The organism is Pseudomonas sp. NFR16, from assembly GCF_900108875.1.
In the GTDB taxonomy this organism is placed as follows: domain Bacteria; phylum Pseudomonadota; class Gammaproteobacteria; order Pseudomonadales; family Pseudomonadaceae; genus Aquipseudomonas.
The window spans coordinates 119,704-146,197 of the sequence record NZ_FNYJ01000005.1 but is presented as its reverse complement, the minus strand read 5'-3'; the positions used below and the strand labels follow the sequence as shown (position 1 = coordinate 146,197).

Annotated in this window: 22 protein-coding genes and 1 pseudogene; 10 read left to right on the top strand and 13 right to left on the bottom strand. The window is 58.8% G+C overall.

Going from position 1 to position 26,494, the window contains the following annotated elements; genetic code table 11:
• Positions 1-39: 39 nt before the first annotated feature.
• The gene (locus BMZ10_RS19275; RefSeq protein ID WP_093465916.1) at positions 40-1,824 is read right to left on the bottom strand and encodes a type IV pilus assembly ATPase TfpB; all 1,785 of its coding nucleotides are present in this window, start codon (positions 1,822-1,824) and stop codon (positions 40-42) included.
• A gap of 109 nt (positions 1,825-1,933) precedes the next feature.
• Positions 1,934-2,281 carry a hypothetical protein gene (locus BMZ10_RS19270; protein WP_093465913.1) on the bottom strand — a complete coding sequence of 116 codons (348 nt, stop codon included), beginning with the start codon at positions 2,279-2,281 and terminating at the stop codon, positions 1,934-1,936.
• A gap of 161 nt (positions 2,282-2,442) precedes the next feature.
• Here BMZ10_RS19270 and BMZ10_RS19265 point away from each other — a divergent pair, with 161 nt between their 5' ends.
• Entirely contained in the window at positions 2,443-2,913 is a 471-nt protein-coding gene (locus BMZ10_RS19265; RefSeq protein WP_093465910.1) for an Lrp/AsnC family transcriptional regulator, read from the top strand.
• A gap of 196 nt (positions 2,914-3,109) precedes the next feature.
• Here BMZ10_RS19265 and BMZ10_RS19260 read toward each other — a convergent pair whose 3' ends face one another.
• Positions 3,110-4,477: a CYTH domain-containing protein gene (locus BMZ10_RS19260; protein WP_093465907.1), complete on the bottom strand. Its 1,368-nt coding sequence runs from the start codon at positions 4,475-4,477 to the stop codon at positions 3,110-3,112.
• Positions 4,478-4,643: 166 nt separating this feature from the next.
• On the opposite strand from BMZ10_RS19260, the gene argE reads away from it, so the two are divergent.
• Positions 4,644-5,792, top strand: coding sequence for an acetylornithine deacetylase (gene argE / locus BMZ10_RS19255; protein ID WP_093465904.1), 1,149 nt, complete (start codon positions 4,644-4,646; stop codon positions 5,790-5,792).
• A gap of 142 nt (positions 5,793-5,934) precedes the next feature.
• A complete protein-coding gene (gene argA, locus BMZ10_RS19250; protein ID WP_093465901.1) occupies positions 5,935-7,233 on the top strand; it encodes an amino-acid N-acetyltransferase in 1,299 nt (432 codons plus the stop codon).
• Between the two features lie 100 nt (positions 7,234-7,333).
• Here the strand turns inward: argA and gshA are convergent, their stop codons facing one another.
• The 3 genes from gshA to BMZ10_RS19235 form a co-directional block, all read right to left on the bottom strand.
• Positions 7,334-8,920 (bottom strand): glutamate--cysteine ligase, encoded by a 1,587-nt coding sequence (gene gshA / locus BMZ10_RS19245; protein WP_177182168.1) that lies wholly within the window; start codon positions 8,918-8,920, stop codon positions 7,334-7,336.
• Between the two features lie 211 nt (positions 8,921-9,131).
• The gene (locus BMZ10_RS19240) at positions 9,132-9,515 is read right to left on the bottom strand and encodes a PaaI family thioesterase (RefSeq protein WP_093465897.1); all 384 of its coding nucleotides are present in this window, start codon (positions 9,513-9,515) and stop codon (positions 9,132-9,134) included.
• Positions 9,515-11,839 (bottom strand): Tex family protein, encoded by a 2,325-nt coding sequence (locus BMZ10_RS19235; protein WP_093465895.1) that lies wholly within the window; start codon positions 11,837-11,839, stop codon positions 9,515-9,517. The genes BMZ10_RS19240 and BMZ10_RS19235 overlap by 1 nt, the downstream gene beginning before the upstream one ends.
• Positions 11,840-12,120: 281 nt before the next feature.
• Here BMZ10_RS19235 and ompR point away from each other — a divergent pair, with 281 nt between their 5' ends.
• Complete coding sequence (ompR, locus tag BMZ10_RS19230; protein WP_093465893.1) at positions 12,121-12,861, top strand: osmolarity response regulator transcription factor OmpR; 741 nt, start codon at positions 12,121-12,123, stop codon at positions 12,859-12,861.
• A gap of 166 nt (positions 12,862-13,027) precedes the next feature.
• A complete protein-coding gene (locus BMZ10_RS19225) occupies positions 13,028-14,341 on the top strand; it encodes an ATP-binding protein (protein ID WP_093465891.1) in 1,314 nt (437 codons plus the stop codon).
• A gap of 116 nt (positions 14,342-14,457) precedes the next feature.
• Here the strand turns inward: BMZ10_RS19225 and rimK are convergent, their stop codons facing one another.
• The 3 genes from rimK to BMZ10_RS19210 are packed head-to-tail and all read right to left on the bottom strand — an operon-like array spanning position 14,458 to position 16,628.
• Positions 14,458-15,363: a 30S ribosomal protein S6--L-glutamate ligase gene (gene rimK, locus BMZ10_RS19220; RefSeq protein WP_093465889.1), complete on the bottom strand. Its 906-nt coding sequence runs from the start codon at positions 15,361-15,363 to the stop codon at positions 14,458-14,460.
• Positions 15,360-15,815, bottom strand: coding sequence for a retropepsin-like aspartic endopeptidase RimB (locus BMZ10_RS19215; protein WP_177182179.1), 456 nt, complete (start codon positions 15,813-15,815; stop codon positions 15,360-15,362). The genes rimK and BMZ10_RS19215 overlap by 4 nt, the downstream gene beginning before the upstream one ends.
• A 42-nt stretch (positions 15,816-15,857) precedes the next feature.
• Positions 15,858-16,628 (bottom strand): S6 modification regulatory phosphodiesterase RimA, encoded by a 771-nt coding sequence (locus BMZ10_RS19210; protein ID WP_093466740.1) that lies wholly within the window; start codon positions 16,626-16,628, stop codon positions 15,858-15,860.
• Positions 16,629-16,746: 118 nt separating this feature from the next.
• Between BMZ10_RS19210 and BMZ10_RS19205 the strand changes: the two genes are divergently transcribed.
• The gene (locus BMZ10_RS19205; protein ID WP_093465886.1) at positions 16,747-17,148 is read left to right on the top strand and encodes an RNA-binding S4 domain-containing protein; all 402 of its coding nucleotides are present in this window, start codon (positions 16,747-16,749) and stop codon (positions 17,146-17,148) included.
• A gap of 98 nt (positions 17,149-17,246) precedes the next feature.
• Here the strand turns inward: BMZ10_RS19205 and BMZ10_RS19200 are convergent, their stop codons facing one another.
• Positions 17,247-18,056 (bottom strand): phosphatase PAP2 family protein, encoded by an 810-nt coding sequence (locus tag BMZ10_RS19200; protein ID WP_093465884.1) that lies wholly within the window; start codon positions 18,054-18,056, stop codon positions 17,247-17,249.
• A gap of 98 nt (positions 18,057-18,154) precedes the next feature.
• On the opposite strand from BMZ10_RS19200, the gene hslO reads away from it, so the two are divergent.
• The 3 genes and pseudogenes from hslO to BMZ10_RS19185 all read left to right on the top strand — a co-directional run bounded on the left by hslO (position 18,155) and on the right by BMZ10_RS19185 (position 21,674).
• On the top strand, positions 18,155-19,057 hold the full coding sequence (gene hslO / locus BMZ10_RS19195) for an Hsp33 family molecular chaperone HslO (protein WP_093465882.1): 903 nt from the start codon (positions 18,155-18,157) through the stop codon (positions 19,055-19,057).
• Positions 19,058-19,249: 192 nt separating this feature from the next.
• Positions 19,250-20,791 (top strand): phosphoenolpyruvate carboxykinase, encoded by a 1,542-nt coding sequence (locus tag BMZ10_RS19190; RefSeq protein WP_093465880.1) that lies wholly within the window; start codon positions 19,250-19,252, stop codon positions 20,789-20,791.
• 239 nt (positions 20,792-21,030) lie between these two features.
• Positions 21,031-21,674 (top strand): annotated as a pseudogene (locus tag BMZ10_RS19185) (hypothetical protein).
• 312 nt (positions 21,675-21,986) lie between these two features.
• Here the strand turns inward: BMZ10_RS19185 and BMZ10_RS19175 are convergent.
• From BMZ10_RS19175 to BMZ10_RS19165, 3 genes are all read right to left on the bottom strand, one after another.
• Positions 21,987-22,412 carry a DUF1493 family protein gene (locus BMZ10_RS19175; protein WP_093465875.1) on the bottom strand — a complete coding sequence of 142 codons (426 nt, stop codon included), beginning with the start codon at positions 22,410-22,412 and terminating at the stop codon, positions 21,987-21,989.
• A 164-nt stretch (positions 22,413-22,576) separates the two neighbouring features.
• Complete coding sequence (locus tag BMZ10_RS19170) at positions 22,577-23,293, bottom strand: hypothetical protein (RefSeq protein ID WP_093465873.1); 717 nt, start codon at positions 23,291-23,293, stop codon at positions 22,577-22,579.
• 182 nt (positions 23,294-23,475) lie between these two features.
• Positions 23,476-24,285, bottom strand: coding sequence for a hypothetical protein (locus tag BMZ10_RS19165; RefSeq protein ID WP_093465871.1), 810 nt, complete (start codon positions 24,283-24,285; stop codon positions 23,476-23,478).
• 244 nt (positions 24,286-24,529) lie between these two features.
• Between BMZ10_RS19165 and BMZ10_RS19160 the strand changes: the two genes are divergently transcribed.
• Positions 24,530-26,464 (top strand): RecQ family ATP-dependent DNA helicase, encoded by a 1,935-nt coding sequence (locus BMZ10_RS19160; protein ID WP_093465869.1) that lies wholly within the window; start codon positions 24,530-24,532, stop codon positions 26,462-26,464.
• Positions 26,465-26,494: the final 30 nt, after the last annotated feature.

Sequence of the window (26,494 nt, the reverse complement as noted above, 5' to 3'; positions counted from 1 at the left end):
ATGGCGGACGTTGTGCGCTGACCGGTCATCGACGCTGGATCAGCGCTGTTCGCTTTGCGGCGTGACGCGCAAGACTTCCTCGACCGTCGTGAGCCCGACCGCGACCTTCTGCGCGCCCGATAGCCGCAAACTGCGCATCCCGTCCTTGAAACCTTGTCGGCGCAGGGCCGTCAGGTCCAGATCGGCAGCGATCAGCGATTTCACCGCGTCGGACATCAGCATGATTTCGTAAACGCCCGCGCGCCCTCGATAACCGGTGTCCCGGCATTCCGCACATCCCACTGCGCGATGCGCTCCGGTGGGCACCGGCGCTTGCCAGGGCCGCGTCAGGGTTTGCCAGTCGGTCTCGTTGATGTCAACAGGGGCTTTGCAGTGCGGGCACAACGTACGCACCAGACGCTGCGCCATCACGCCCAGAATCGTCGCTTTGAGCAGATAGTGCGGCACGCCCAGTTCCAGCAGACGACTGATTGCGCTGGGGGCATCGTTGGTGTGCAGCGTCGACAGCACAAGGTGACCAGTAAGTGCGGCCTGAATTGCCATTTCGGCTGTCTCCAGGTCGCGAATCTCGCCGATCATGATGATATCCGGATCTTGCCGCATCAACGCGCGCACGCCGCTGGCGAAGTTGAGGTCGATGTTGTGCTGCACCTGCATCTGATTGAACGCGGGTTCGACCATTTCAATCGGGTCTTCGATGGTGCACAGGTTCACCTCCGACGTCGCCAGCTTTTTCAGCGTGGTGTACAGCGTCGTGGTCTTGCCGGATCCGGTGGGACCGGTTACCAGAATGATGCCGTTTGGCTGATGCACCATGCCTTCCCAGCGTCGCAGGTCGTCACCGGAAAAGCCCAACTGATCGAAGTCCTTGAGCAGCACCTCCGGGTCGAAGATCCGCATCACCATCTTCTCGCCGAACGCGGTCGGCAGCGTGGACAGGCGCAGTTCCACTTCGCCGCCATCGGGCGTCTTGGTCTTGACCCGGCCGTCCTGCGGCTTGCGCTTCTCGGCCACGTTCATCCGGCCAAGGCTTTTCAGGCGACTGGTGACGGCCATCGTCACCTGTGGCGGAAATTGATAAACGTTGTGCAGCACGCCGTCGATGCGAAACCGCACGGTGCCGGCCTCGCGACGAGGCTCGATGTGGATATCGCTGGCGCGCTGCTGATAAGCGTACTGGAACAGCCAGTCCACGATATTGACGATATGCGCGTCATTCGCATCAGGCTCCTGATCGCTTGCACCAAGCTTGAGCAACTGCTCGAAGTTGCCCAGATTGCTTACTTTTTGATCACTTGCGCTGGCGCCGCTCACCGATTTCGCCAGCCGGTAGAATTCGACGGCCAGTTTCTGCACGTCCACCGGATTGGCGACTACACGCTTGATCGGCATCTTCAGGACGTGAGTCAGATCTGCTTCCCACGCATTAACGTAGGGCTGCGCGCTGGCGATGGTGACGGCGTCGCGATCAACGGCGACGGCCAGAATCTTGTGCCGCTGGGCGAAGGCATAAGACATCAACGGCGTCACGGCCGCGACGTTGATCTTCAGCGGGTCGATGCGCATGTAAGGCTGGCCAGCCTGTTCGGCGAGCCAGGCGGTGAGGGTTTCCAGATCGAGCTTCTTGCCCGGCCGCTTGAGATTGTCGAATTGCTGGACGCCGATGAATTCAAGCGGGTGAGTGTGCACGTTCTGCGCGGTTCGGCGCAGATTCAACGCAAAGTCGGCGTTATCCTGGTCCAGATAACCTTGGGCGACGAGGTCGCGCAGCAGTTCGTTCAGGTCCAGCCAGCGGTCCTGGGAGGATGGGGCGAGGACGGACATGCGGGCTCCTTTGGACGATACGGCTTACTTCGGTAAGCAAGAGTAGTCCCAAGCGTGCCAGTTGTTGCGTCCTGCAGGTAGCGAAGCGTTGCCAATATTTTCGGCGCGCTCAACCGACAGCGAGTGAGACGGGCTCGGTTAGGACGTTGAAATCGCCCATCGGTTCCAGATCGACTGAGCAGACATTGACCAGGTTGCGCATTTTTTCGCCAATCACTTGCGCGCGATGCCACGTCATCCCGCCGACCTCCACTTGGATCATCAACATGTCTTCCTGTTGCAGAACGCTGACTTGCTGAGGAATCAGGTACTGCATCGCGAACAGGTTCAGCACTCGGCAGATCAGGTCGGGCTCGGCTTCGGCCAGGATCTGGTAGCGCGACAGGCACAGGGCGTTATCGACGGACCAGGCGTCGTGGCGGAGCGGGGGGCAGTTGACGGCTTCAAGATGCGGCATGCTGGTCTCTCCGGTTCAAGACGGCTGCGCAGGAGCAGCGGCGAGCGATTGGTGTGGGAGAAATCTTTACATGACAGAAAAGAAATTTCTGATCCAACTTCGGCTGTATTACGCTTGATAAGACTTGTTGATGCGCAATGGTTGATAATCAGGAATAAATTATGCAAATCGAGCTGGACGCATACGATCGGAAGATTCTTGCTCTGTTGCAGGAAGACGCCTCGCTTTCCAGTGCCCAGATTGCCGAGCAGGTCGGGCTGTCCCAATCGCCGTGCTGGCGCAGGATTCAGCGGCTCAAGGATGAGGGGGTGATCCGGCGGCAGGTTACGCTGCTGGATCGCAAGAAGATTGGGCTCAACACGCAGATTTTTGCGGAGGTCAAACTCAACGCTCATGGTCGGTCGAACTTCACCGAGTTCACCGAGGCGATTCGCGGATTTCCGGAGGTTCTGGAATGTTACGTGTTGATGGGCTCAGTCGACTTTCTGCTGCGCATCGTCACGCCGGACATCGAGGCGTATGAGCGATTCTTCTTCGAAAAGCTGTCGCTGGTGCCGGGGATTCAGGAAGTGAACTCCACAGTGGCCCTGTCGGAGATCAAATCGACAACGAGCTTGCCGATCGTGAGGTAGGAAGCCATGCACATCGACCAGGGCCGGCGATGAGCCTGTCGATTAGGAGGTCGGGAGTCGCGCACATCGAGCATGACCGGCTTTAGCCGGGAAGGCGTCGGTAGGCCCACCATAAAACTAGTGGTGGTCAAACCGGCCTCTTCCCGGCTAAAGCCGGTCCTACCGAAATATCAGGCCTGTCCTGCTGACAGGGGCCTTACAACTTCATCAGTGTCTTCCACGCGCGGCTTTGCAGCACGGTGATGGTCTGCTGAATGCGGGCTTCGAGGATTTCGTCGCTGATATCCAGATGCGCCAGTTGCTCCAGCTTGTTCAGCTCGCCATACAGACGGTCTAGCTCGGGCAGATCCAGTGCCTGACGGGCGTAATGCAGCCAGACCTGTATGCGTTCGATGCGCGGCAGTTGTTCGGCGAGGTCTTCAGGCTGCTGCTGGTAGCGCGCCAGATTCAACGCGGTCGCCTCGTCACCCAGGAAGCGCGGAACCCAGCTGCTGACCATCGCGTGGCCCTGGCGGTTACCCCGGTTGTTGCGCTCGACCGTCCAGCTGCGTTCCATCAACCAGCGCGATGTCGTCAACGAAAACAGGCCCCAGCGTGGGTCTTCCAGTTCCTCGATAAACTGCTCATGAGCCGCAGCACGAACATCGCTGTCTTCCTGACCGGCCTGAACCAGCGTGCGCCAGTCTTCGAGCAGCGCATCAAGGGCTGCGCGCAGGTCGTGAGTCGTCGCGCGAGGCGCGGCCTGACCGAGGCTGCCGGTCAATGCGCGCAACTCGGCGAGCACCTCGACCCATTCCTGCAGCAGGCTCCAATGACCATTGAAGCGGTATTGTTCCGCCAGACGCTGGCTGCTGCCCAAGAGGAACCACGCCAAGGCGCTGTAGGCATCGTCCACCGACATCTCGGCGTGGAGCTCCGGCGTCGGCAGTTTGATCGAATAACTGCTGGCGTCGAACAGGCGATACCCACGTTCTGCCTTGCTGATGTCACACGGCATCAATGCCAGTTTCTCGGCAAGCTCGGCGGCCAGTTCGAGCAAGGCAGCGGGTTCGCCTTCGCGCAGCTCCAGCTCCAGCTCACAGATTTCTTCTTTCTGCTTGCCGACGATGACGTTGCCCAGATCCAGCGCTGCTTCAATCACGACCTTGGTCTTGCCACGGCCCCATGCGATCTCCGCCTTTTCGCGGACAAAGTCAGTCGTGAACAGAGGTTTGATGGTCTTCTTGTCCAGATCGGCCAATTGCTCGGGCCAGCAATCGCCATCGAGTTTCTTCAGGTCCAGTTTGGCTTTGGGAACGTCCCAGTTGTATTCGTTACGCTCGGACAGCCCGGCAACGCTTTGGCCGCGTGTTTTCAGCGTCTGGATGATGGCGTCGCCGTCACGACGCAGGCGCAGCGCGACTTTGGCCTGAGCCAGCTCACGCTCAGGCGTGTCGAAATACTGGTTGAACAGCTCAAGCCGCTCCCAGCCACTTTTATTGCGCTTCTTCAGCAACGGGTGCTCGCGCAGGGCAATGAGGGTTTCGCGGCTGACGCGGAGTTTGATTTCGGTTTCTTTCTGCATGGCCGGGAATCCAGGCGCTCTATCGCTGATAAACGTTGGGCGCAGCCGGAATCGACACAGCTGCGTGGGTCGTGCAGTGTACAGGACATCAACCGTGACAGTTTATTCCTGCAAGCCAATGACCCTATCATGGTCCGCGTGTCGTATCCGCACCGAGGAGTCGCTTATGCCGTTACCGTCCATGAAAGAGCAGTTCGCAGCGTTGATTGCTGCACCGTCGGTGAGTTGCACGCAACCCTCGCTGGATCAATCCAATCGTCCGGTCATCGATCTGCTTGCCGGCTGGCTCGGCGATCTGGGTTTCGCTTGTGACATCCAGCAAGTCAGCCTCGGCAAGTTCAATCTGGTGGCGACCTACGGCACCGGTCCTGGCGGCCTTGTGCTGTCTGGTCACAGCGACACTGTTCCGTATGACGACGCCCTGTGGAAGACCGATCCTTTGAAGCTGACGGAAGTGGACGGCAGTTGGGTAGGGCTGGGCAGTTGCGACATGAAGGGGTTTTTCGCGCTGGCGATCGAGGCGCTGCAGCCATTGCTCGATCAGCCTTTCAAGCAGCCGCTGATCATTCTGGCGACCTGCGATGAGGAGAGCTCGATGTCGGGCGCCAAGGCGCTTGCCGCAGCGGGCGCTCCGCTGGGGCGGGCAGCGGTGATTGGCGAGCCGACCGGGCTCAAGCCGATTCGCTTGCACAAAGGCGTGATGATGGAGCGCATCGACATCCTCGGGCGAAGCGGCCATTCGTCGGATCCGAGCCTGGGCCACAGCGCGCTCGAAGCGATGTACGACGCGATCGGCGAGCTCAAGGGGTTGCGCCGCGAATGGCAGGAGACATTCCGGAATCCGCAATTCAGCGTGCCCCAACCGACCATGAACTTCGGTTGCATCCACGGAGGCGACAACCCGAACAGAATCTGCGGCCAGTGCTCGCTGGAGTTCGATCTGCGGCCGCTGCCGGGCATGGATCCCGAGATGCTCCGCGCTGCCATTCGCCTGAAGCTTCAGCCGCTGGCCGAGCTGCATCAGGTGCAGATCGACTACGCGCCGTTGTTTTCAGAAGTCGCGCCGTTCGAGCAAAACGCTGACGCGGAACTGGTGCGGGTTGCCGAGCGTCTCACGGGTCATACGGCCGAAGCAGTGGCATTTGGCACCGAAGCGCCTTATCTTCAGCGCCTTGGTTGCGAAACCATCGTGTTGGGGCCGGGAGATATCGCCTGTGCGCACCAGCCCGGCGAGTATCTGGAAATGTCACGTTTGCAGCCTACAGTGCGTCTGCTACGTCAGTTGATCGAACACTACTGCCTGAATACCCATTGAGTGCTGTCGAGTGAGACGGCGCCATTATTAAGAATCACACCAGAAGGAGAGTACGCGTGTTGCGATGCCTGTTCCGACGATAAAGCTCACGCCGTTTTGAGCGTTTCACCCTTCGTCCATCTTCTTACAGGCTTTTTCGGATATGCCCGATTACGTTAATTGGCTCCGCCACGCGTCTCCTTACATCAATGCCCACCGGGACTGCACCTTCATCGTCATGCTTCCGGGCGACGGTGTCGAACACCCCAACTTCGGCAATATCGTTCACGACCTCGTGTTGCTGCACAGTCTGGGCGTTCGCCTGGTGCTGGTTCATGGCTCTCGCCCGCAGATTGAAAGCCGCCTGGCTGCACGCGGGCTGACGCCGCATTTTCATCGCGACATGCGCGTCACTGACGCGGCAACACTGGAGTGCGTGATCGATGCGGTCGGCGCGCTGCGCGTGGCCATCGAAGCGCGCCTGTCGATGGACATGGCGGCCTCGCCGATGCAAGGCTCGCGTCTGCGCGTGACTGGAGGCAACTTTGTCACCGCCCGGCCCATCGGCGTGCTGGAAGGCGTCGATTATCAGCACACCGGCGAAGTGCGCCGGATCGACCGCAAGGGCATCAACCGTCTGCTCGATGAGCGCTCCATCGTGCTGCTGTCACCGCTCGGTTACTCGCCCACCGGTGAAATCTTTAACCTCGCCTGCGAAGACGTCGCCACGCGTGCGGCTGTCGACCTTGGGGCAGAGAAGCTGCTGCTGTTCGGCGCCGAGTCAGGCTTGCTGGACGAGCAGGGACGTCTGGTGCGCGAGCTTCGTCCGCAGCAAGTCCCGGCGCATCTGCAGCGGCTGGGCAACAATTATCAGGCCGAACTGCTCGACGCCGCCGCCCAGGCCTGTCGCGGCGGCGTGGCGCGCAGCCATATTGTCAGTTATGCCGAAGACGGCGCACTGCTGTCCGAGCTGTTCACCCGTGCCGGCGGCGGTACGCTGGTGGCGCAGGAGCAGTTCGAACTGGTGCGCGAGGCGTCGATTGGTGATGTCGGCGGCCTGATCGACCTGATCACGCCGCTTGAGGAGCAGGGCATCCTGGTGCGCCGTTCGCGTGAGGTGCTTGAGCGCGAGATCGAGCAATTCAGTGTGGTCGAGCGTGAAGGGCTGATCATTGCCTGCGCAGCGCTGTATCCGATTGCCGATTCTGAAGCGGGCGAACTCGCGTGCCTGGCCGTGAACCCTGAATACCGCCACGGCGGGCGTGGCGATGAGCTGCTTGAACGCATTGAGGAGCGCGCGCGGGCTCAGGGCCTCAAGACCCTGTTTGTCCTCACCACGCGCACCGCTCACTGGTTCCGCGAGCGTGGCTTCGAACCAAGCAGCGTTGATCGCCTGCCCAGCGCGCGGGCCTCGCTGTACAACTATCAGCGCAATTCGAAGATCTTCGAGAAGGCGATTTAAGCTCCCGGCAGATCGTGAGGCCTGTGCTACTCCAGTCGATCGGACGCTTCAGAAACAAAAACGGCGCGCCTCAGGCGCGCCGTTTTTATTCATGTGCGGATCAGTTACTGATCGCCAGAATGCTCGCCTGATAAGCACCGACGAAGGTGTCGAAATCCACCGGTTCTTCGGTCTGTTCCAGCTCGGACTGTTGCGCCAGGGATTCCCGCGCTTTGGTCTCGAAGCCGGTTTGCTCCTCTGCGCTCAAAGGGCGGCTACGGAAATACTCGGCGTGAGCCTGCGCCTGACGCAGAGAGAACGCCGTAAAGCCCTCCTTGTGCTCCGTCATGCTGGCCAGCACCTGCGCTGATGGCGTCAGCGCCGGGTCGGCGACCTTGGCACGCTGAGCGTCCAATGACCGGGCGTGTTCATCGATACCTTGGCTCTTGTCCAGCAATTGGCTGATCGGCGCAATCTTGTCGAGCAACTCATTGGCCCATTCCTTCAGGTCGATGGTCTCGGTATTGCGGCTCAGCTGCAGCCCCGGCCGACGACCTTCTTTGACCACGGTCAGGAAGTTGGTGCTGGCGTTGCCGCACTCGCAGTCGGCCAGTTGCGAGCTTTCCTGCAGCGCGCAAAACAGGATGAACGCATCGATGAAGCGCGACTGTTGCAGATCGATGCCGACCGGCAGGAACGGGTTGATGTCCAGGCAACGAACTTCCACGTACTGCACGCCGCGCGCCATCAGCGCCTGAATCGGACGCTCGCCGGAGTAGGTCACGCGCTTCGGGCGAATGGTCGAGTAGTACTCGTTTTCGATCTGCAGCACGTTGGTGTTGAGCTGAATCCACTCGCCGTCCTTGTGCGTGCCGATCTCGACATAGGGCGCGTAAGGCGTGGCAACTGCGCGACGCAGGCTGTCGGTGTAAGTCAGCAGATCGTTGTAGCAAGGCGTCAGGTCGGCTTGAGCGCTGCTCTGATAACCCAGATCACTCATGCGCAGACTGGTGGCGTACGGCAGATACAGCGTGTCGGCGTCGAATTGATCGAGCTGATGAGAGCGGCCGCGCAGGAAGCTGGCGTCCAGCGCTGGCGAGGCGCCGAACAGGTACATCAGCAGCCAGCTGTAGCGACGGAAGTTGCGGATCAGACCAATGTAGCTTTCTGACTGGAAATCTCGGTCGCTGCCTTCGAAGTTGGCGGTGTGCTTGAGCAGCGGCCAGACCGCTTCAGGCAAGGAAAAATTGTAGTGAATTCCGGCAATGCATTGCATCGTCTTGCCGTAGCGCAGCGCCAGGCCCTGGCGGTACACGTACTTGAGCTTGCCGATATTGGATGTGCCGTAATAGGCGATCGGGATGTCTTCCTCGGCCGGCAGCGGGCACGGCATCGAAGGGCTCCAGATGTATTCGCTGCCCAGCTTGCTGTAGGCAAAGCGATGGATTTTCTCGAGACTGTCCAGCGTGTCGGCGGGATTGGTCAGTGCAGGCGTGATGAACTCCAGCAGCGACTCGGAATAATCCGTGGTGATCTGTTCGTTGGTCAGTGCAGACCCGAGCGCTTCGGGGTGCGGGGTCTGGGCCAGACGACCTTCGCCTGTAACGCGCAGGCATTCGCGCTCGATACCATGCAAGCACTTCTCCAGAAGGGAGAGGTTGGAGTGCTCGCCAAGCAGAGCCAGGCGGCGGTTGAGAAGTTCGCTCAAGTTGGATTCCTTCACGCGTCAGTCGGCCCTATATGGGGGCGATATGGCGGTCTACAAGGGTGAAGAAAGGAACTGGCGTTTTCGCCTCGTTTTTAGCCCTAACGCCGACGCCTGTCGCCTGGTCATTCAATAGGCTGCCATCAGTCAAACAGGCAGTTGATTTCGACACTGTCGAACAGTGCCGAAATTAACCCATATCGGTATCGGACAGCTAGACGATCGCGAACGTGCCTTGTGCTTTAGCGACCAGCTTGTCGTCCTGGCGAACCTCGGCCTCGACCACCAGCGTGCGGCGTCCGGCATGCAGCACGGTGCTGGTGCACAGGACCTCGCCTTCGGACACGGCGCGCACGTAGTTGATCTTGCATTCCACGGTCACGCTGCGCTGATCGAAGCCGTGGGAACTGGAGCAGGCCAGCCCCATGGTGATGTCCACCAGGCTGAACAGCGCGCCACCGTGCATCACGTTGCCGCGATTGCGCAGGTGCGCTTCCAGCGGCAGGGCGACTTGCGCGACGCCCTCGTCCAGTCGCACCACCCGGCAGCCAAGGGTCTTGAAGTAAGCGCTTTGGGTCAGCTCGTCTGGAATATCCATCAGCGTTTCTTCAGTTGCTTGGCGTTGGCGAACAGAGAAGCCATGGCGTTATTGGCCGGGGCGGCTGTCGCGGTTTCCTTGCGCGGGGCGCTGCTCTGCTGCTGACGAGGCGCTGCGCCAGGGCGAGCACCCCGAGCGCCGTCGACTTTCTCACCCGGCGTGTCGCTCATGCGCATCGACAGTCCTACACGCTTACGCGCGATGTCGACTTCCATTACCTTGACCTTCACCACATCACCGGCCTTCACGGCTTCACGCGGGTCCTTGATGAACTTCTCGGAAAGCGCGGAGATATGCACCAGACCGTCCTGATGCACGCCGATGTCGACAAATGCACCGAAGTTGGTGACGTTGGTCACGACACCTTCCAGAATCATGCCCGGTTGCAGGTCCTTGAGATCTTCGACGCCATCCTGGAACTCGGCGGTCTTGAACTCGGGACGCGGGTCGCGGCCAGGCTTTTCGAGCTCCTGAAGAATGTCGGTCACCGTCGGCAGGCCAAAGGTCTCGTCGGTGAACTTCTTCGGATCAAGGCGCTTGAGGAAGCTTGCATCGCCGATCAGCGAACGAATGTCGCGGTCGGTTTCAGCCGCGATGCGCTGCACCAGTGGATAAGCTTCCGGGTGAACCGCAGAAGAATCCAGCGGGTTGTCGCCGTTCATGACGCGCAGGAATCCTGCGGCCTGTTCGAAGGTTTTTTCGCCCAGACGCGCCACTTTCTTCAGCGCGGCGCGGGTTTTGAACGCGCCGTTCTCGTCGCGGTGCGAAACGATGTTCTGCGCCAGCGTGGTGTTCAGGCCGGAAATCCGCGCCAGCAAGGCGACAGAGGCAGTATTCACATCGACGCCAACGGCGTTCACGCAGTCCTCTACGACCGCATCCAGGCCGCGCGCCAGCTTGAGTTGCGACACGTCGTGCTGGTACTGGCCGACACCGATGGATTTCGGATCGATCTTCACCAGCTCCGCGAGCGGATCCTGCAAGCGGCGAGCGATCGACACCGCGCCACGGATCGAAACGTCCAGATCCGGGAATTCTTTGGCTGCCAGTTCCGACGCCGAATACACCGACGCGCCAGCTTCGGAGACCATGACCTTGGTCATCTTCAGGCCTGGGTATTTTTTGATCAGTTCCGCTGCCAGTTTGTCGGTTTCGCGGCTGGCGGTGCCGTTGCCGATCGCGATCAGGTCCACCGAATGTTTGGCGCACAGCGCGGCCAGTACCGCGATGGTCTGATCCCACTGGTTCTTCGGCACGTGCGGATAGACCGTGGCGTGATCCAGCAATTTGCCTGTCGCATCGACCACCGCGACCTTGCAACCGGTACGCAGGCCCGGGTCCAGGCCCAGTGTGGCGCGAGGTCCGGCAGGCGCGGCCAGAAGCAGATCGTGCAGGTTATGAGCGAACACGTTGATCGCTTCGGTCTCGGCGCCGTCGCGCAGTTCGCCCAGCAGGTCGGTTTCCAGATGCGAGTACAGCTTGACCTTCCAGGTCCAGCGCACGACTTCGGCGAGCCACTTGTCTGCAGGACGGTTCTGATTCTGCAGCCCAAAACGCTCGCTGATCATCATTTCGCAGGGATGAAGCGCCCCCGGCAGCTCTTCGCCGACTTTCAGCGCCGAGCTCAACACGCCTTCATTGCGGCCCCGGAAGATCGCCAGCGCGCGGTGCGACGGCATGCTCTTCAGCGGCTCGTCGTGTTCGAAATAGTCACGGAACTTGGCGCCTTCTTCTTCCTTGCCAGTCACCACCCGGGCACTGATCACAGCCTCCTGCTTGAGGAAACTGCGCAGTTTCTCCAGAAGGGTGGCGTCTTCGGCGAAGCGCTCCATGAGGATGTATTTGGCGCCTTCGAGCACTGCCTTGACGTCGGCAAAACCTTTTTCGGCGTCGACGAAACGGGCCGCCTCGGTTTCCGGGTTCAGGTTCGGATCGTTGAACAGACCGTCGGCGAGTTCGCCAAGGCCGGCTTCCAGCGCGATCTGGCCTTTGGTGCGGCGCTTCTGCTTGTATGGCAGATACAAGTCTTCAAGGCGGGTCTTGGTGTCGGCCAGCTTGATGTCGCGAGCCAGTTCGGGGGTCAGCTTGCCTTGCTCCTCGATGCTGGCAAGGATGCTGATGCGGCGCTCATCGAGCTCGCGCAGATAACGCAGGCGCTCTTCCAGATGACGCAGTTGCGTGTCATCGAGGCTGCCTGTCACTTCTTTACGGTAGCGAGCGATGAAAGGCACGGTAGAGCCTTCATCCAGTAGCGCGACGGCCGCTTCGACCTGTTGCGGGCGGACGCCGAGTTCTTCGGCGATGCGGCTGTTGATACTGTCCATAAAACCACCTGGCAAATGTGTGTGCAAAAAATCCAGCTGCTGGCGAACCGCCTTGAGCGGGTGCTGCCTGACCTTGAGGGCGGCGCATTATACCCAGCGAACCCTGATTAGGGGATCAGCCGATCATATGGCCCGAATCAGTGCATCGCACGGTGGCGATCCCCTCCCTCAGCAGCGAGGGAGAGCGCCAGTGTGTACTCAGGAAAAATCTGCTAACAATGCACACGGTGCGCATCGCAGCAGCTACGCCATAATGCGCGCCGAGATCAAAGGAGCTTCCAATGAGCAGCACTGCACAAACGGCTGAAGGCGAGAAAATCCTCATCGTTGATGATGACCCGGGCTTGAGCAGCCTGTTAGAACGCTTTTTCAACAGCAAAGGCTACCGCGCCCGCGCTGTGCCCAACGTGGAGCAAATGGACCGTCTGCTGGCGCGCGAAGTGTTTCATCTCGTGGTGCTGGACCTGATGCTGCCAGGCGAGGACGGCTTGTCCGCTTGTCGCCGTCTGCGTGCCGCGAACAATCAGGTGCCCATCATCATGCTGACCGCCAAGGGCGATGAGCTGAGCCGGATCAAGGGTCTGGAGCTGGGCGCCGATGATTACTTGGCCAAACCTTTCAACCCCGATGAACTGATGGCCCGCGTGCGTGCCGTGCTTCGTCGTCAGGCCGCCCCGGTGCCTGGCGCACCGGCCAGCGAAGAAGAAACCGTCACCTTTGGCGATTATGAATTGTCTCTGGCTACCCGCGAGCTTAAACGTGGCGACGAAGTACACATGCTCACCACCGGTGAATTCGCGGTGCTCAAGGCGCTGGTCATGCATGCGCGCGAGCCGCTGACCCGCGACAAGCTGATGAATCTGGCCCGCGGACGCGAGTGGGACGCTCTGGAGCGCTCCATCGACGTACAGATTTCTCGTCTGCGCCGCCTGATCGAAGTGGATGCCGCCAAGCCGCGCTATATCCAGACCGTATGGGGCGTGGGTTATGTGTTCGTTCCAGACGGTGCCAACAAGCAGTAACAGCAAGTCCGACAGTCAATTGCCGGGTGTCCGACGCCCGCAACGTTAGCCAGTCACCTCGGTGTTCGCCATCAGCGAACATCGTCGTGACTGGTTTTTGCTGTCTCTTGTGTTCCGCGAATTTCGCGAGCCTGAACTCGCTCCTGCAAAGTGTGTAGCTGCTGTTATGAAGACACCGCTCTGGTTCCCGCAAAGTTTTTTCTCCCGCACGCTCTGGCTGGTGCTCATCGTCGTGCTGTTTTCGAAAGCACTGACGCTGGTCTATCTGCTGATGAACGAAGACGTTCTCGTGGATCGTCAATACAGCCACGGTGTTGCGCTGACTTTGCGGGCTTACTGGGCGGCCGATGAAAGCGACCGGCAGACCATCGCAGATGCGGCGGGCCTGATCCGCGTGGTCGGCGGTGGCGTCCCGGAAGGCGAGCAGCACTGGCCCTATTCGGAAATCTATCAGCGTCAGATGCAGGCCGAGCTTGGCGCTGATACGGAAGTACGGTTGCGCGTGCATGCTCCACCCGCGCTGTGGGTACGCGCGCCGAGTCTGGGCGATGGCTGGCTGAAGGTGCCGCTGTATCCGCACCCGCTGCGCGGCCAGAAAATATGGAGCGTGCTCGGCTGGTTCCTGGCGATCGGGCTGCTGTCCACCGCATCGGCCTGGATCTTCGTCAGCCAGCTCAATCAGCCGCTCAAACGTCTTGTCTTCGCGGCGCGTCAATTGGGACAGGGGCGCAGCGTCCGGTTGCCTGTCGGCGATACACCCAGCGAAATGACCGAGGTCTACCGGGCCTTTAATCAGATGGCCGAAGACGTCGAACAGGCCGGTCAGGAACGGGAGCTGATGCTCGCCGGTGTGTCCCATGATCTGCGTACGCCGCTGACACGGCTGCGTCTGTCGCTGGAGCTGATGCCGGCCAACAATGAATTCATGGAAGGCATGGTTCGCGACATCGAGGACATGGATGCCATTCTCGATCAGTTTCTGGCGTTCATCCGGGATGGGCGCGACGAGGAGGTCGAAGAGGTCAATCTGGTCGAGCTGGTGCATGAAGTCGTTGCGCCCTACAACAGCCCCGTTGAGCAGGTGCGACTGTGTCTGGAGTCTATCCCTCCGTTTCCGCTGCGGCGGGTCTCGATGAAGCGCTTGCTCAATAACCTCATCGGTAACGCCATGCATCATGCGGGCGATGGTGTTGAGGTCGCGGCGTATGTGTCAGGTGACAGCGGGGCGCCCTACGTGGTGCTGAGCGTACTGGATCGCGGGATGGGCATTGATCCTTCGGAGCTGGAAGGCATTTTCAACCCGTTCATCCGGGGCGATCGCGCCCGAAGCGGCAAGGGCACAGGATTGGGGCTTGCGATCGTCAAGCGTATCGCGGCGATGCACGGTGGCAATGTCGAACTGCGCAATCGCTCCGGTGGCGGACTGGAAGCGCGCGTTCGATTGCCACTGGGCTTGATGTTGCCCAGGGACGCAGACTGATCTCATGCCGTCGCGCTGAGTTCGCAGGCTTCGAAGCGGCGAGCCTGCTCAAAGAGCGTAAAGGCTGATTCGCCGCGAGTGCGAGCCCGCGGCTGGTCCCATTGGCGGGCGTTCCGTCAGCCTTTGCCCTTGGTTCGGGTCATGTGCGGCCCGCCGTTCTTTTCGATGTACTGAATGATCATCCCGGCGACGTCCTTGCCGGTTGTCGCTTCAATACCTTCCAGTCCCGGCGAAGAGTTCACTTCCATCACCAGTGGGCCGTGGTTGGAGCGCAGGATATCCACGCCGGCAACGCTCAGCCCCATGACCTTGGCAGCCCGGATGGCCGTCATTCGCTCTTCGGGCGTGATTTTGATGAGGCTGGCGGTTCCGCCGCGGTGCAGGTTGGAGCGGAATTCACCGGGCTTGGCCTGGCGCATCATTGAGGCGATGACCTTGTCACCCACCACGAAACAGCGGATGTCAGCGCCGCCTGCTTCCTTGATGTATTCCTGAACCATGATGTCCTGCTTGAGGCCCATGAAGGCCTCAATCACCGATTCCGCTGCCGTCGCCGTTTCACACAGCACCACACCAATGCCCTGAGTGCCTTCGAGCACCTTGATGACCAACGGGGCGCCATTGACCATCTGGATGAGGTCCGGGATGTCGTCAGGCGAGTGTGCGAAGCCGGTCACCGGCAGACCGATCCCCCGACGTGACAACAGCTGCAGCGAACGCAGCTTGTCGCGGGAGCGGGCAATGGCGACCGATTCGTTGAGGGGGAACACACCCATCATTTCGAACTGGCGCAACACCGCGCAGCCGTAGAACGTGACGGACGCGCCGATCCGCGGGATGACCGCGTCAAAGCCTTCCAGTGGTTTTCCTCGATAGTGAATCTGCGGCTTATGACTGGCGATGTTCATATAGGCGCGCAGGGTATCGATCACCACCACCTCGTGACCGCGCTGGATGCCAGCTTCGACCAGTCGGCGGGTTGAATACAGACGCGGGTTTCGCGAAAGCACAGCGATCTTCATGCAGCACCTGTGGCAGAGGAATTTGAAGCCGGGAAGACCGGCTTGTCCTGAACATATGTAATACCCGGGTTGACCACCAACTGGCCGTCAATCAAGGCTTTGGAACCCAGCAGCAACCGATAGCGCATGGCTTTGCGACAAGCCAGGGTGAACTCCACGGGCCAGACCCGATCACCCAGCGCCAGCGTGGTGCGGATCACGTAGCGCACCTGAGCATGCCCGTTGGAGCTTTTGATGGTTTTCATCGCCACCAGTTGCGCTTCGCAGCGTCGATGGCGCAATTGCACCACGGTGCCCAGATGTGCGTTGAAACGCACCCATTTCTCGCCGTCGCGTTCGAAGGGTTCGATTTCCGTGGCGTGCAGGCTGGAGGTGCTCGCCCCGGTGTCGATTTTCGCGCGCAGACCAGCTACCCCTAAATTGGGCAGCGCCACCCATTCGCGAAGGCCGATGACTGTCAGATGGTCGAATGTCTTCAAAGCGGTTCCGTACGTTTACGCGTTCTGCCAGACGCCAGGGTCGATCTGCGCCAGTGCCTTGAATGCAGGTTTGGCGAACCAGTAGCCCTGCATCAGATAAATTCCGGAGTCAGCCAGAAAGTCTCGTTCTCCGGCCTCCTCGATGCCTTCGGCGACGACTGTAACGCCCAACTCCGTACACATTGTGACAACCCCGCGAACGATAGCCTGACGCACGCGATCTCGATGGATATCGCGCACCAGCGCCATGTCCAGTTTGATGAGATCAGGTTGAAAGTCCGCCAGCAATGTCAGCCCCGAATGCCCGGCACCGAAGTCGTCGATCGCCGTCTTGAAACCGAATTCGCGGTATTCACGCAGAATGTGAGTCAGATGACGACTGTCCATGTGCTCGCTTTCGACCGTCTCGAATATCAGTCGGTCAAGCGGGAAGTTGTGCAAGCGAGCGGCCTCCAGCGTGCTGCGGATGCACAGCTCCGGACGATAGACGGCATTGGGCAGGAAGTTGATGGACAAGTGCTCGGTCATGCCCAGCCTGGCGGCAGTTGAAATTGCCCTGGTCCGGCACAATTGATCGAATCGATAGCGGTTACTGTCGTCGACCTGGCTCAACACCGAGTGCGCACCCTCACCGGCGACTCCGCGCACAAGCGCCTCGTACGCGAAAATCGACTGGTCCCGCAGATCGACGATCGGCTGGTATGCGAAATCGAAATCGAAGGTCAGCTCAGGGCTTTCTTTGCAGCCCTTGCAGCCACCGGTCAACGACGTTGGGAAATCTGTCACGGCGTACTCCAATGTCGGCGCCATTTATGTTGGCAGGCAGTTTAAACGAGGGCTCGTAGAACTGCGTGCCCCGCGTGACGTAGTACAGTTCTGACTATTACCAGATTGAGGAATTCAGATGACGCAAAAGTCAGACGAGGACGACAAAGTTCGTCTGGACAAATGGCTCTGGGCAGCCCGGTTCTTCAAGACCCGTGCGCTGGCGAAAGCCGCAATCGAGAGTGGCAAAGTGCACTGCCGGGGCGAGCGCTGCAAGCCAGGCAAGGAGCCGCGCGTCGGCGACGAGCTGCAGATTCGCGCAGGCTTCGATGAGCGCACCGTCGTGGTTCAAGCCTTGTCCATCGTGCGGCGCGGCGCCCCGGAAGCCCAGTTGCTATACAGCGAAACGCCTGAGAGTCTTGCAAAAAGGGAGCAGGCGGCGCAGATGCGCAAGGCTGGCAGCCTAGGCGTGACCACTGACGGCAAGCCGACCAAGAAGCAGCGCCGTCAGTTGTTTCACTTTCGATCCGGAGATGACTGAGGGTTCCTGGCCGGAGCGCGCGCGTCCAGATTTGCTGCGAGTCGCATGACACCGGCGGACTGCTCAAACGCATCGTGCACGCGTGCTCCCGCAGACGCTTATCCCCGCGCGCCGGGCTTCATGATGCTCAGGCAGTTGAGCAGCGGCACCTTGGCGAAGACGTTGAAGATAGGTGCCGTCATCCGCAGCAGGAAGCCGGTGACTGCGGCAACGAACGGGGTGTAGCAGCTCCAGGCCAAGGCGAGCAGCGCGATCATCACGCCGCCGATGTAGTCGTCCTGGCCCCAGTGTGCGCCCGCGACAAGGCGCGGCATCATGAACACAAGCGCCAGTACCCAGATGATCACGCGCTGACCGACAGTGCGGCTGAACGCGGTCATGAACATTGCCCAGATCAGCAAAACCGAAGCGTGGTCGCCGGGAAAGCTCTGGCTGGAGCGGTCTTTGAGCTCCCACTTGTCTTCCAGCGTCGGGAATATATCGCTGAGTTTGATCGCGTCGGGAATGACCATCGAGGCGCTGTCGTGTTGAAGCGACGTGTGATCGATAATTTTGGAAAACACCGTCCGGATGACCAGCAGCAGGATCAGCGTCAGGACAAAGCCGATCAGCGCGGCGCGCGTCTGCACTGCTTTGAAGACCCAATCGCCTTTGATCAGCAACGCCAGAAGGATCAGGCCGACGACGATATCGAAGGGGCGCATGCTGGCAATCGTCCAGATCCACAGCCACACTTTGTTCTGCTCGAGCGGACGGTTGAGCAGATGAAACAGCCACTCATCGAATTGAGTGAAAGCGGCATGCCCGGTCGGCCATACCCAGACCAGAAGCAGCGCCAGGGCCACCAGGTTGCACAGCAGGAATTTTTTGGCGTTCCACTTGGGTTGGAACAGCGCGGGATAGTCCATAAAATGCCCCCATCGGCATGACAACGCACCAAGCGGTGCTAAACCGCGTTTTATAGGCGTTTGTCATCAACTTGTCATCACTTCAGATACCTATTTCTATGCATGATTTCCCGGATATCGATTACACCCAGCGTTTCATCTTCGACGAGAGCGACGTGCGCGGTGAGCTGGTCGCGCTCGAGCGCAGCTACGCCGAGGTGCTTGCCAAGCATCCTTACCCTGAGCCGGTCGCGCAGTTGCTCGGCGAGATGCTCGCCGCCGCGGCCCTGTTGGTCGGTACGCTGAAATTCGACGGATTGCTGGTGCTTCAAGCGCGCTCTCTCGGGCCGGTTTCCCTGTTAATGGTCGAGTGCTCCAGCGAGCGTGAGATCCGTGGCATCGCCCGCTACGACGAGAGCCTGATCACGCCGGACGCCACGCTCAAAGAGCTGATGCCCGACGGCGACCTCACGATGACCATCGATCCGCGTCAGGGTAAGCGCTACCAAGGCATCGTCGGGCTGGATGGCGTCGACCTGTCGGCCTGCCTGTCCGAATACTTCGTTATGTCCGAGCAATTGCCTACGCGCTTCTGGATCAAAGCTGACGGCAAGCGCGCACGTGGCCTGCTGCTTCAACAGCTTCCGCCTGCACGTCTCACCGATGCCGAGGAGCGCGAAGCCAGCTGGCAGCACGTCAACACCCTCGTCGACACGCTCACGGCCGAGGAATTGCTGAGTCTGAACAACGAAACCGTGCTGCATCGGCTGTTCCATGAAGACCCTGTGCGCATGTTCGATGTGCAGCCTTTAGTATTCCGTTGCAGCTGCTCGCGCGAACGTTCTGCCAATGCGCTGGTCAGTCTTGGTCTGGAAGATGCACAGCAATTGGTAATCGAACATAACGGCACCGTTGAGATCGATTGCCAGTTCTGCAATCAGCGCTACCTTTTCGATGCAACCGATGTCGCGCAGCTGTTTGCAGGGGGCGGAGTCGATACTCCTTCAGATACCCGCCATTGATGTAGTGCCGATGTCGGGCTGAATGGTTTCCGCCCGGCCGGCTTGGTTCTTCATTATGTAGTTCTGACAGGAGGGCCCTACCTTTTCTGGGCTTTTCTGGCATAATCCGGCCCACTTTTTAGCTGTAGTAGTTTGGGTTTTTCTACTACAAAACGTTTGGAGCACTCGGCCAGCGGGCCGACGGGGAATCTCATGACGCAAGCCAACAATGCCGTTTACACCGATCTCAGTGTCGACGAACTGGTTAAAGAAGCCCTCAAACGCGAAGAAGGCGTACTGTCCGATACCGGCGCGCTCGTCGTCGAAACCGGCCACCGCACTGGTCGTTCGCCAGTTGACCGTTTCATCGTCGATGAGCCGAGCACCACGGCTGCAATCGCCTGGGGCCCGATCAACCGCAAATTCCCTGCTGATAAATTCGATGCCTTATGGGCACGTGTCGAAGCGTTCAACAATGCTCAGGAACACTTCGTTTCCCACGTCCACGTAGGCGCGGCGGCCGACCACTACCTGGCGGTCAAGATGACCACTCAGACTGCCTGGCAGAACCTGTTTGGCCGTTGCCTGTTCATCAACCCGGCTCAGTACAATCCTGCCGGTCGTCAAGAGTGGCAAGTGCTGAACGTTGCCAACTTCGAATGCGTGCCAGAGCGTGACGGCACCAACTCCGATGGTTGCGTCATCATCAACTTCGCCCAGAAGAAGGTTCTGATCGCAGGCATGCGTTATGCCGGCGAGATGAAAAAAGCGATGTTCTCGGTGCAGAACTTCCTGCTGCCGGCCGCCGACGTACTGCCTATGCACTGCGCGGCCAACATTGGCGAGGAGGGCGATGTCACGCTGTTCTTCGGTCTGTCCGGCACAGGCAAGACCACGTTGTCCGCAGACGAGAGCCGTTACCTGATCGGTGACGATGAACACGGCTGGGGCGAAGGTGTTGTGTTCAACATCGAAGGCGGTTGCTATGCCAAGTGCATCGACCTGTCCGAGAAGAACGAACCTGTCATCTGGAAAGCCATCAAGCACGGCGCAGTGCTGGAAAACGTCGTTCTGGATGCCGCTGGCCACGCTGACTACGCCGACAGCAGCCTGACTCAGAACAGCCGCGCCGCCTACCCGCTGGAGCACGTCGAGAAGCGTTCAGAGAAGAACCTGGGCGGCGAGCCGAATGCCGTGATCTTCCTGACCTGCGACCTGACCGGCGTTCTGCCGCCAGTCTCGATCCTCAGCGAAGAACAGGCGGCTTATCACTTCCTGTCCGGTTACACCGCGCTGGTCGGCTCCACCGAAATGGGTTCCGGCGCTGGCATCAAGTCCACGTTCTCCACCTGCTTCGGCGCACCGTTCTTCCCGCGCCCTGCCGGCGAATACGCTGAACTGCTGATCAAGCGCATCCGCGGCTTCGGCTCCAAGGTTTACCTGGTCAACACCGGCTGGACCGGCGGCGGCTACGGCGTCGGCAAACGCTTCAACATCCCGACCACGCGGGGTGTCATCGCGGCCATCCAGAGCGGCGCGCTGATCGGTGCAGAAACCGAGCACCTGGACACCGTCAACCTGGACGTGCCGAAGTCAGTACCCGGCGTCGACACCGCACTGCTCAACCCACGCAACACCTGGGCTGACAAAGCGGCCTACGACGAAGCGGCCAAAGCACTGGCCGGTCTGTTCATCGAGAACTTCAAGAAGTTCGAAGTGAGCGACGCGATCAAGGCAGCGGGTCCGAAGCTGTAAGATCGGTTTACGCCGAACAGAAACCGCCCTTCGGGGCGGTTTTTTTATGCGTTAAAAATGTAAGAAATTAAACGCGCATGTTTAGCGATGTTCAATATGAGCAGTGCTATGACTATGGCCGTATAATTTAAGACTGTTTGAGTATTGTCGAAATTAATGTTTTTGGAACGACAGATAATTAATAAAGTATCTTCATGGTATGCTGTGATATCAGAAACCTACATCAAGGATGACTATAGATGGACGAGTTTTGCGATACCCTTACCAACGATAGCCCAACGTGGGGACTGCTTGATGTGCTCAGATGGAAGATGCTACCGGACTCCTTCGGCGGTGGCCTGAGCTACATACAGAATTTTAAAGACGCGTGGGTATCTCATAATAAACAGATTATTAAAGAAGCAGCGATCAGGCACGCGATACCGATCCAACTCCTCGCAGGGGTTTGCTGGATCGAGACGGGCGGAGATCCCAATTTTGTTGATAGAGTCGCTTTTGAAGTGCGGGTCTTTGATCATTTCGGAAATTTGCCGACAGTGATAACCAGTCCGCCGTCTAAAACCAGCTTCGGGTGGGTCAGTATACAGCTGCGAACGGCGGCTCACACGATAGGCCTAAAGCCGGAAGAGATGAGTGTAAGCCAGTTGCGCACTTTGTCTAGTTGTCTTGAGCGTGATGTCTACAATATTGAAATCGCTGCGAGGCATTTGCGGATGCTTGCCGATCACGATAATTATACCTTGATTGGCTTGAGGAGGTTCGAGTCATCGGAGCTCGCTACAACCGAGGTATGGAACTGCCTCTGGATAAGATAAAACAGAACACCCGGTATGGTGATTTTATTGTAAAGAATTGGTCGCGCTTCAATCGGCTTGTTATGTGAATGCTATGAATAAAAGAAAAGTGTTTTTTCGCGTTTTTTTGATTGCTATCTATTCTGCTTTCTTGCTCATCTATGCCGCGTTCTATGGATCTAAATATGGTTGGATGGATCACGGTCAGTTTGACTCTCAGTCTTCAGCATTCATAGAGAATGGCTCGGGCAGTCGGTCGGTTTTGAGAGGTATTGTGGTGACGTTATGGCTTGGTGTGCAGATAGTCATTGTGCGGTGCCTTTCCAGGCGTGAGGCTGTGCTGACGATGGTCTTGTTTGCGGTGGTGATAGTAGCTTATTAAAGGTCATTAGGTCCGCCACTTACAGTGGCGGGCTTTGTGATGGGCGTCTAATAATTCTGTTTTTATCATGCGAATGATCGCTAGCTCTTCGCCCCAGAGCCTCGATTTCCTTCGTCACCCAGCGTCCCTGCACAATGGCGTGACGTAGCATTGCGAAAGTCAAAGGGATGTTTCCATGCCGGTCAGCTTTGCGAAGCCACTTCAGCAGGTCATACCCTTCTGGTTTGAAGTATCGATACGCGTCGTAATCCTCGAACTTGATCGTAAACAGCTCGCCGAGTTCTGCCATCAGCTCCGCTGCATCGTCGCCATCGCATCCCAGATCATGATTGATGGATGTGCTCAAAAAGAGTTTTTCATAGCCCAGCGCACCAATGTGACCGACCAGTAGCGTCAGCAAGTTCGTTGTGTGTTCATCGGAGGGAAGTGTCTCAAGCAATTTCATCGTAATAAGGCCCGGTCTAGATCGCTTTGCGCTAGGTCGCACGTAACGTATGCCTGGTCTGAGATCCTATTACGATGAATCATTTTGCACGGCCCGATTCGGCCACGCCTGATGTAGGAGGGTTCCGAAAATCCGATCGGAAGAGGATTTCCGGACCTCGTTACTCACCCCGCCTTGGCCGTAACCGGGAAATCCTGGGTGATGTCAAAGCTGCCCTTGGCCACAACGCTTTTGGCGTTGCACAGTTTGGCGTCGAAGCCCGGGTGGCGTTCGCCGTGCTCGGCGGCGTAGGCGGCGGACTCTCGCGTGCATTCGTCGTTGGGTTGCTCAGGTGAAAGCGCGGCGTTGAATTGGAAAGTGCCGACGAGGCGGTAGCGCTCCAGCAATGTGTTTGAGGATTCCAGCTTTTCTATTTTGCTGAAGTCCAGTCGTACGTTGCTGTTCGCGCCGCTCTTGTCGGTATCGAAGTACTGGTAATAGGAGCCAGTGTCGTAGGACGCGCTGTTTTCGTCGTGGGCAACTTCCACGCGACCGCCCTGAAACATGATCGCTTGCTTCTCCTGATCCGGATTGTCGAAGGAGAACCCGAGAATCGGTCCGATGCTGACCTCGTTGCGATCGCCTTCTGCTTCCTGGTCTGCACTCAAGGTCAGCCAGTTCGAACCGGGCAACTTGCCGGGCAGAAATCCTACGCCGACCTGGTCGCCTTTGGCTTCGTAATGCAGATTGAGCGCCCCGCTGACATCCACCGTCATCGACTTTTCCAGACCGCGCGCCGCGCCGGAGGCACTCGTGGTTTTTCCAGCTTCCTTATCGCCGCATCCGGTGAGCGTTGCGATCAGGGCTGTGAGGACTAACGGCAGGTAGCAAGTGCGGGTCATGACGGTTTCCTGAAGTGAGCGGCGTTGAAAGCCTCTGCCTGGCGGAAGGTATGACCATCAGAATCAGTTTTTGTCGACGCGAGCGCGCAAAATCTTCTTCGCAGATTCGGCAATCCAGCGCCCAGGGTGAGGTGCGCGCGTTGCATGTCTTCAGTGCAAATGGGGGCTGCTCGGCGCCCGGATCACGGCTGATAGGCGCGGGTTGCCTCGCAATATTGCTCTTGCGCCAGTTTGTTCTTCTCGTTTTTGTCCTTCGCCACTCGTTTGGTCCAGTCGCTGCACATGTCCTTGAAGTAGGGCACCGCCGCGCGGCGGCATTCACGGTATTCGGCGCTGTCTGTCATGAAATTCATGCAGACGCTGCTGGTTTCGATGTGGTTGTTGTAGATGCGGTAGCGCGCTTCGTAGCGGTTGCGACCATCGATTTCTCGGATGAAGACGCCTGCGACTTCGTAACGACGGCCTGAGTCGGATTTGGGCTTTGTCGCGCCGGCTTTGTACTGCGCCAGGTATTGCTCCGAGACCATGCCTCTGGCGCGCGGCGCGTTGTAATCAGTGGTTTGCTGCGTTTCACCGAATCGACAATTAATGACGTCGCGGTCAATGACGTTGCCGTCTTTCAGGCAGTTATTCAGCGAGCGTGCCGGTGGTGTTTCTTGCGTTTGCTCCTTGGGCGCGACGTAGACGACCTGCTCGACGGTGCGCACTTGCGGCGTTGGCATCGTTTGCGCTGGCTCGGCGACTATTTCCGGTTTCAGAGGCCCGGCAACAACCACTGCAGCAGGCCTGGATGTGTGAAACATCTGAAAGATCAGAAAGATGATTGCCACCAGCAATGCCAGACAGATCAGAATACTGCTGAGCGGCCAGTTACCGGTGGCAGGTGCGACCTTTCGTTTTGCTGGGTGAGAACCCAGGACGACATCGAAATGGTCCGGTTTCAGACGCTGCATGACGAGCCCGTCATCTTCGGGCTTTGGCTTGGCTTGCATTGCCTCTCCTTGGCGAGTCGTCTGACGTGGGCCGGTAACTGGGCCTACACGTGCGAACGACTGGTAATACGGATGTTGATTGCGGCGAGATTAATAGCCGCGATTGTGTTTTGCCAGCACTGCGTATCGACGTCGTATCAGGGATGTATGCTGTTCGACATTTCTGTAACGGTTCAGGTGTATTGCGCCCGGGCCCATCGCGCTAACGTTCATCCCCTTGCGACGGTCAATGGAGTGGCAGCACATGCATCAAACCCTTGAGCAGGTTTTCGGTTATCGGCAGTTTCGTGACGGACAAGAGGCCGCCATCAGCGCGGTTTTGGCGGGGCGTTCGGCGGCAGCGATTTTTCCCACGGGCTCTGGCAAGTCCCTGTGCTATCAATTGCCGGCGCTGTTGCTGCCGCATCTCACACTGGTCGTATCGCCATTGCTGGCGTTGATTCAGGATCAATTGGCCTTTCTTCAACGCCACGGCATTGCGGCTGCCAGTATCGATTCGGCGCAGAGTCGAGACGAGGTGGCGGATGTCATGGCTCGTGCACGCTCCGGCGAGTTGAAGATTCTGATGATCTCGGTGGAGCGCCTGAAGAATGAGCGCTTTCGGCATTTCATTGCGCAGGTGCCGATTTCGTTGCTGGTGGTGGATGAGGCGCACTGTATTTCCGAGTGGGGCCACAATTTCCGTCCTGACTATCTGAAGCTTCCGGACTACCAGCGCGAGTTCAACATCCCACAAGCACTGCTGCTTACGGCGACAGCGACGCCTCATGTCATTGCCGACATGCAAAGCAAATTCGCCATCGCCCCAGACGACGTCGTCACCACCGGCTTTTATCGGCCGAATCTTCATCTGTGGGTCGAGCCAATTGCCGGGCGTGACAAGCGCCGGCGGCTGGTTCAGTGGTTCACAGAGCGAGCGGGGCAGCCGAGCATCGTTTATGTAACGCTGCAAAAGACCGCCGAATTCGTGGCCGCGCATCTGGCCGAGAGCGGTGTTCCGGCGCAGGCCTATCACGCCGGTCTGCCGCACGATAAACGCGAGGCGATCCAGCGACAGTTCATGGAGGGACGGCTCAATTGCATCGTTGCGACCATCGCGTTCGGCATGGGCATCGACAAAAGCGACATTCGTAACGTCGTGCATTTCGACCTGCCCAAGTCCATCGAGAATTACAGCCAGGAGATTGGCCGGGCAGGGCGTGATGGCGCGGGGTCACAGTGTCTGGTGCTCGCTAACCGCGACAGCCTTAATGTGCTGGAAAACTTTGTGTACGGCGATACGCCAGAGCGTGAAGGCATCCAGCACGTGCTCGAGGATTTGCAGAGTGCGCGCAACGATGGTCAATGGGAGTTTCTGCTGACGCCCCTGTCGGACGCGAGCAACATTCGTCAGTTACCTCTGAAGACGCTGCTCGTGCAGCTTGAGTTGCGCGGCATCATCGCGCCGCGTTACTCATATTTTGCCGAATATCGTTTCAAATACCTGATCGAACGCCAAGACCTCGTGCGGCGTTTTCAAGGTGAGCGTCAGCAGTTTGTGGCAGCGATTGTCGAAACGTCGAGCCGCGCCCGCACTTGGGCGACGGTTAATTTCGATGCGATGTACCAGCAGCATCAGGCCGAGCGCGGGCGCGTGGTGACCGCGCTGGATTTCTTTCAGGAAAAAGGCTGGATCGAGTTGGAAAGCAAGCAGATGACGGAGGTTTACAGCTTGCTCGCCGCGGACTTCGATGCAGGGGCATTGAGCGAAGAGCTGCATGATTATTTCGTGCACCACGAAAGCACCGAGATTGCTCGCATTCACGCCATGCTTGATCTGTTTGCCAGCGAGGATTGCCTGAGCCATCGGCTGGCGCAGTATTTTGGCGATGCCCGAGCACCGACGCGTTGCGGGCATTGCTCCGTGTGTGCCGGGCATGTCGCACGTCTGCCGGAGCCACCGCCGCTTACGCCTCTGGATCAGTATGACTTTGCTGACGTTTGTGGCGAGTTCGTCGCCAGGCATCTTGAAGCGAGAGGCCATGACCCAAGCGCTGAATGCCTGACGCGATTCCTGTGCGGAATCAGCGTGCCGTTGTTCACACGACTCAAAGCAAGGAACATCGCAGGGTTCGCTGTCCTTGAAGATCATCCCTATGCAGCGGTACGCGACTGGATCAGGTCAAGGATCGAGGTTTGATCAGCACAGCCTGTGTTCAGCGCGCCAACC

Bases quoted from the DNA above. Each gene is read 5' to 3' on its own strand.
- BMZ10_RS19225 (WP_093465891.1), top strand. From the start codon at position 13,028: ATGAAGACACCGCTCTGGTTCCCGCAAAGTTTTTTCTCCCGCACGCTC.
- BMZ10_RS19240 (WP_093465897.1), bottom strand. From the start codon at position 9,515: ATGGATATTCCAGACGAGCTGACCCAAAGCGCTTACTTCAAGACCCTT.
- rimK (WP_093465889.1), bottom strand. From the start codon at position 15,363: ATGAAGATCGCTGTGCTTTCGCGAAACCCGCGTCTGTATTCAACCCGC.
- BMZ10_RS19200 (WP_093465884.1), bottom strand. From the start codon at position 18,056: ATGGACTATCCCGCGCTGTTCCAACCCAAGTGGAACGCCAAAAAATTC.
- ompR (WP_093465893.1), top strand. From the start codon at position 12,121: ATGAGCAGCACTGCACAAACGGCTGAAGGCGAGAAAATCCTCATCGTT.
- BMZ10_RS19235 (WP_093465895.1), bottom strand. From the start codon at position 11,839: ATGGACAGTATCAACAGCCGCATCGCCGAAGAACTCGGCGTCCGCCCG.
- BMZ10_RS19260 (WP_093465907.1), bottom strand. From the start codon at position 4,477: ATGCAGAAAGAAACCGAAATCAAACTCCGCGTCAGCCGCGAAACCCTC.
- BMZ10_RS19205 (WP_093465886.1), top strand. From the start codon at position 16,747: ATGACGCAAAAGTCAGACGAGGACGACAAAGTTCGTCTGGACAAATGG.
- hslO (WP_093465882.1), top strand. From the start codon at position 18,155: ATGCATGATTTCCCGGATATCGATTACACCCAGCGTTTCATCTTCGAC.
- BMZ10_RS19190 (WP_093465880.1), top strand. From the start codon at position 19,250: ATGACGCAAGCCAACAATGCCGTTTACACCGATCTCAGTGTCGACGAA.
- BMZ10_RS19175 (WP_093465875.1), bottom strand. From the start codon at position 22,412: ATGAAATTGCTTGAGACACTTCCCTCCGATGAACACACAACGAACTTG.
- BMZ10_RS19270 (WP_093465913.1), bottom strand. From the start codon at position 2,281: ATGCCGCATCTTGAAGCCGTCAACTGCCCCCCGCTCCGCCACGACGCC.
- BMZ10_RS19275 (WP_093465916.1), bottom strand. From the start codon at position 1,824: ATGTCCGTCCTCGCCCCATCCTCCCAGGACCGCTGGCTGGACCTGAAC.
- argE (WP_093465904.1), top strand. From the start codon at position 4,644: ATGCCGTTACCGTCCATGAAAGAGCAGTTCGCAGCGTTGATTGCTGCA.
- BMZ10_RS19160 (WP_093465869.1), top strand. From the start codon at position 24,530: ATGCATCAAACCCTTGAGCAGGTTTTCGGTTATCGGCAGTTTCGTGAC.
- argA (WP_093465901.1), top strand. From the start codon at position 5,935: ATGCCCGATTACGTTAATTGGCTCCGCCACGCGTCTCCTTACATCAAT.
- BMZ10_RS19265 (WP_093465910.1), top strand. From the start codon at position 2,443: ATGCAAATCGAGCTGGACGCATACGATCGGAAGATTCTTGCTCTGTTG.
- BMZ10_RS19165 (WP_093465871.1), bottom strand. From the start codon at position 24,285: ATGCAAGCCAAGCCAAAGCCCGAAGATGACGGGCTCGTCATGCAGCGT.
- BMZ10_RS19170 (WP_093465873.1), bottom strand. From the start codon at position 23,293: ATGACCCGCACTTGCTACCTGCCGTTAGTCCTCACAGCCCTGATCGCA.